This window comes from Streptomyces sp. NH27, from assembly GCF_056859195.1.
Genome location: NZ_JACEGK010000617.1, coordinates 1 through 4334, shown reverse-complemented (window position 1 = coordinate 4334; position 4334 = coordinate 1). Strand labels below are relative to the sequence as shown.

The following is a 4334-nucleotide window of genomic DNA, read 5'->3' as shown; positions in this document are numbered from 1 at the left end:
CCGGGTACCCCGTAACCCTTCTCCCCGGACCAGCCGCCCGCGGTGGGCGCTCGCGCCCCTGAGCGGGTGCGGCTGGTCCGGGGCGAGCCCTTGGGGCGGTCCACTTTCACTCGCGTGGCCCTTGTCAGGGGAACCGCCAGGAGACAACTGGCGTCACTGGGGGAACATTGGTGAAGATCACTTGTTTCGTCGACCGGCCCCATGAGGTGAGGTTCCGCAGTGCGCAAGCACCAGCAGCATTCCCCCGCCGATAGACCGTCGTACTCCGCACGCGTCCGCCACGGGGCGCTCGCTGCGGGCCTGCTGGTGGCCGTGGCCGCCTGCGGGAACGACCACCAGTCCTCGGACACGACGTCGTCCGGCACGACGTCGGCGTCCGCGTCGAGCAGCGCGCCGACGACGTCGGGCAGCAGTTCGGCGAGCGCGTCGCACAGCGCCACCGTGGTGCCGCCGGCGTCGAAGACCACGAAGGCGACCACGGCCGCGCCCGCGAACTGTGTGAACCGGGCGTACGACGCGATGACCGACGCCCAGCGGGTCGGCCAGCTCTTCATGACCGCGGTCACCAGCACCGGTCTGACCACCACCCAGTCGCAGGCGATCACGGCGGGCAAGACCGGCTCGGTCTTCCTCCAGGGCCACACGACGGAGGGCGTAACGGCCGTGAAGGCGGTCACCGCGCGGGTCCGCGCCCTCACTTCGCCGGTGCGGGGCGTGTCGCTGGGGATGTTCGTCTCCACCGACCAGGAGGGCGGCCAGGTCCAGGTGCTCAACGGGCCCGGTTTCAGCACGATCCCGAGCGCGGTGACGCAGGGCAAGTGGTCCACGTCGACGCTGCAGAGCAACGCCGCCACGTGGGCGCGCCAACTGGCCGCCGCCGGCGTCGACATGAACCTCGCGCCGGTCGCGGACACCGTCCCGCCGGACCAGGTGACGGTGAACGCCCCGATCGGCAAGCTGGACCGGGAGTACGGCACGAACCCGTCGACGGTCGCCTCGCACAGCGTTGCGTTCCTGCGCGGCATGCTGGAGGCCAAGGTGGTGCCGACCATCAAGCACTTCCCGGGCCTGGGCCGGGCCAACGGCAACACCGACTTCACCGCGAACGTCACCGACTCGGTCACCACGACGACCGACCCGTACCTCCAGCCCTTCCGGGCCGGCATCCAGGCGGGCACACCGTTCGTGATGGTCTCCTCGGCGATCTACACCCGGATCGACCCGCACAACCAGGCCGTCTTCTCCCCCACCGTGATCCGCACGCTGCTGCGCGGCAAGCTCGGCTTCAAGGGCGCCGTCATCTCCGACGACCTCGGCAACGCCGCCGCAGTCGCCGACCGTACCCCGGGCCAGCGCGCGCTGGACTTCATCACGGCCGGCGGCGACATCCTCCTCACCGTGAAGCCCAGCGACATCTCGCCCATGACGTCGGCGGTGCTCAGCCGGAGCTCGACCAGCGCCTCGTTCCGTGCCGACGTGGCCGACAGCGTCCACAGGGTGCTGACCGCCAAGCGCAACGCAGGCGTGCTGACCTGCGGTTAGCCCGGAAACACGGCCGCCAGGGGGCGGCTCATCCGGCCGCCGCCTCGGCCCGGGCGGCGGCCGTGAACGCGGCGAGCAGCGGCGGCGGCTGCTCGGCCGCCGGCAGGGCGAGAGCGACCTGGTCGGGCGGCAGGTCGGTGACCGGGCGGTAGGTGACGTCGGGCCGCTGGTAGAGCAGTGTCGCGGACAACGGCAGGTAGGTGATACCGCGGCCGGCGGCGACGTACTCCAGTTTCTCCTCGACGGTGCGGACCGCGAAGGGCGCAGGGCGGCCGGCCGCGTCGGTGGCGGTCCGCGTGCACAGGTAGAGGATCTCCGGGTGGGTGGCGAGGTCGTCCGCGGTCAGGGTCGGGCGGTCGCCCAGTGGGTGGCCGGCGGGCAGCGCGACCATGCGGGGCTCGGTGAACAGCGGCAGCACGCTCAGGCCGTCGGCGGCGATCGGGGTCCGTACGTAGGCGAGGTCGACCCGCCCGTCGAGGATCGCCTCGGCCTGGTCGTCCCACTCCACCCGCCTTACCTCGACGGTGACTTCGGGGTGCCGCGCGGTGAACGCGCGTACGGCGGCGGTGACACGGATGCCGGCGCGGAAACCGACCACGAGGGTGCGCGGACCGCGGGCGACCCGGTCCACCCGGCGCCGGGCGGCGGCCGCGGCGGCGAGCAACGGCTTGGCGTCTTCGAGGAGTTGCCGGCCGCTGTCGGTGAGGGTGACGCGGTGGCTGTCGCGGACGAACAGCTCGACGCGCAGTTCCTTCTCCAGCGCCCGGATCTTGGGGGTCCCCCCGCCGAAGGTAGGGGGATCAATGCGGGCTGGGCAATGAGGAGTTCCTCCGCGGCGCGGCCGAAGTGCAGCCGCTCGGCGACCGCGACGAAGTAGCGCACCTTGCGCAGATCGAGATCCATCGGCCCGCCCGTCCCCGTCGCCACGCTCCGTGCCGCGGCCGACCGCCGCGATGCGCCGAGGGTATCGCCGAGGACGGAAACGGTCTTGGATGGCCTTGGCCGCCTCACGCAGACTCGGCGGTGTTCCCCCCTTCTCCCCTTGACCTCCTGCTGGTCTCCCTCGACGAGGAGCACATGATGAGCACCACCTCACCGGGCCCGGTCATCTCGCGGACCGTGCTGATCCGGGTCGGCGACGGCGAGATGAGCGCCTACGTCACGCGGCCGGCGACACCGGGCCCGCTGCCCGCGGTGATCGTCGGCTTCGAGCTGTTCGGGATCACGCCCTACATCCGGCGCACCGCCGACCGGTTGGCGGCGCTCGGCCATGTCGCGGTCGTGCCGGACTTCTACCACCGCACCGCGCCGGGCTTCGCGGGCGCAGCCGACGAGGCGGGCCGCGCGGAGGGGTTCGCCCTGCTCAACCGGCTGGCCCGGGGCGAGGTGGGCGCGGACCTGCGGGCGGTGTCGGCGTATCTGGACGGCCGTGACGACGTGGTGGGCCGCCCCTCGATGGTCGGCTTCAGCCTCGGCGGCCACCTGGCCTTCTTCGCCGCGACGTTGCTGCCGCTGGAGGCGGTGGCCGTGGTGTACCCGGGGTGGCTGGACACCACCGGCACGGCGCTGGCCGCGGACGGGCCGCTGCTGGAACTGGCCGACGGGATCGCCGGGCACGGCGCGCGGGTGCTGTACCTGGTGGGCGCGGACGACCACGTGGTGACCGCGGACCAGACCCGGCTCACCGGCGAGGCGCTCTCCCGGGCCGGGGTGCCGCACGAGTTGGTGGTCTACCCGGACACCCCACACGGCTTCCTGGCGGAGGAGCGCGACACGTACCGCCCGGAGCCCGCGGCGGACGCGTGGCGCCGGATCACCGCGTTCCTGGCGGCGCCCGGACCGGATCGGTGACCGCGCACCGGCACGAACCCGGAGGCGGAGGCGGACGCGGACCCCGAGACGTACGGGGGGACATAGGCGGGCACGTACGCGGAGGCCGATAACGACGCAGCGGTCCGCACGTGACGGTGTGCGGCCCGTTCGGCCCGTTCGTCACCCAGCCGGGGGGTGAATAACAGTCCATCCGGGTGGACAAGCCGTTTTCCTGGGCCGGTTCGGCGGTCCGGCATGCCATGAAGGAGGGGCACGAGGGATAGCTGCACTTTCAGAAAGAAGGCCGCAATGTACTCAGCGCATGCGAAGCGCCGTGTCACGACCGGTATCGCCGGTCTGCTGATCGCGGGCTCGGGCCTGCTCGCCGCGACGTCCGCGTACGCGGCGGACCCCAAGCCCGGCACGGGTGTGGACACCGGCACGGCCGCCGCCCCGGCCGCGCCCGCGCAGGGTTCGGCCCCCGCCGGCGGCACCAGCGCCACCGCGCCGACGTCCGCCGACCAGCAGGCGCAGGCCGCCGCCGAGCCGCGGGGCAAGGTCATCTCGCGCCTCCCGCTCGCCATCCGCGAGAAGGCCACGTCCAACTCGCGCTCCCTGGGCGCGTTCCAGCCCGGCACCGTGATCTGGCTGCACTGCAAGGTCGTGGGCCAGAACGTCGAGGGCAACAACCTGTGGTACCGGCTGGGCAACGGCCGCCCGGGCTACGTGTCCGCGCGCTACGTCCAGAACCTGGCGGTCGTGCCGTACTGCAAGTGACGTCACCCGGGCCCGCGCCGAGCCGAAAAGCTCGGTGAGGGCACCCTTACAGTGACGCGTGGGTGAACTGCGGGGGAATTGTGGGTTCCTGGCCTTTGTGCAGGTGGGTGGGCGTGCCACCGCATGCTTAGCATGTCGGCGTCACGTACCGCTGCACCGATTCCCGGAGGTCCGGTGTGCCCGCCGAACCCGCACCCGAACCC

General features: G+C 72.4%; 5 protein-coding genes and 1 pseudogene. 3 read left to right on the top strand and 3 right to left on the bottom strand.

Going from position 1 to position 4334, the window contains the following annotated elements; genetic code table 11:
• The coding region (locus AC13HU_RS33165) for a hypothetical protein (RefSeq protein ID WP_483045691.1) at positions 1-554 on the bottom strand (554 nt) is incomplete at its 3' end.
• Here AC13HU_RS33165 and AC13HU_RS33160 point away from each other — a divergent pair.
• Complete coding sequence (locus AC13HU_RS33160; protein ID WP_483045690.1) at positions 520-1542, top strand: glycoside hydrolase family 3 N-terminal domain-containing protein; 1023 nt, start codon at positions 520-522, stop codon at positions 1540-1542. The genes AC13HU_RS33165 and AC13HU_RS33160 overlap by 35 nt on opposite strands.
• 28 nt (positions 1543-1570) lie before the next feature.
• Here the strand turns inward: AC13HU_RS33160 and AC13HU_RS33155 are convergent, their stop codons facing one another.
• Together AC13HU_RS33155 and AC13HU_RS33150 are read right to left on the bottom strand one after the other, a co-directional pair.
• Complete coding sequence (locus AC13HU_RS33155; protein ID WP_483045689.1) at positions 1571-2206, bottom strand: LysR family substrate-binding domain-containing protein; 636 nt, start codon at positions 2204-2206, stop codon at positions 1571-1573.
• 179 nt (positions 2207-2385) lie between these two features.
• Positions 2386-2445: pseudogene (locus tag AC13HU_RS33150) on the bottom strand (hypothetical protein); the annotation flags it as partial.
• Between the two features lie 177 nt (positions 2446-2622).
• Here AC13HU_RS33150 and AC13HU_RS33145 point away from each other — a divergent pair.
• Together AC13HU_RS33145 and AC13HU_RS33140 are read left to right on the top strand one after the other, a co-directional pair.
• Positions 2623-3393: a dienelactone hydrolase family protein gene (locus AC13HU_RS33145; protein WP_483045688.1), complete on the top strand. Its 771-nt coding sequence runs from the start codon at positions 2623-2625 to the stop codon at positions 3391-3393.
• 270 nt (positions 3394-3663) lie between these two features.
• A complete protein-coding gene (locus tag AC13HU_RS33140; RefSeq protein WP_483045687.1) occupies positions 3664-4131 on the top strand; it encodes an SH3 domain-containing protein in 468 nt (155 codons plus the stop codon).
• Positions 4132-4334 lie beyond the last annotated feature (203 nt).

Excerpts from the sequence above, each read along its gene's own strand:
- AC13HU_RS33160 (WP_483045690.1), top strand. The coding sequence starts at position 520 with ATGACCGACGCCCAGCGGGTCGGCCAGCTCTTCATGACCGCGGTCACC.
- AC13HU_RS33145 (WP_483045688.1), top strand. The coding sequence starts at position 2,623 with ATGAGCACCACCTCACCGGGCCCGGTCATCTCGCGGACCGTGCTGATC.
- AC13HU_RS33140 (WP_483045687.1), top strand. The coding sequence starts at position 3,664 with ATGTACTCAGCGCATGCGAAGCGCCGTGTCACGACCGGTATCGCCGGT.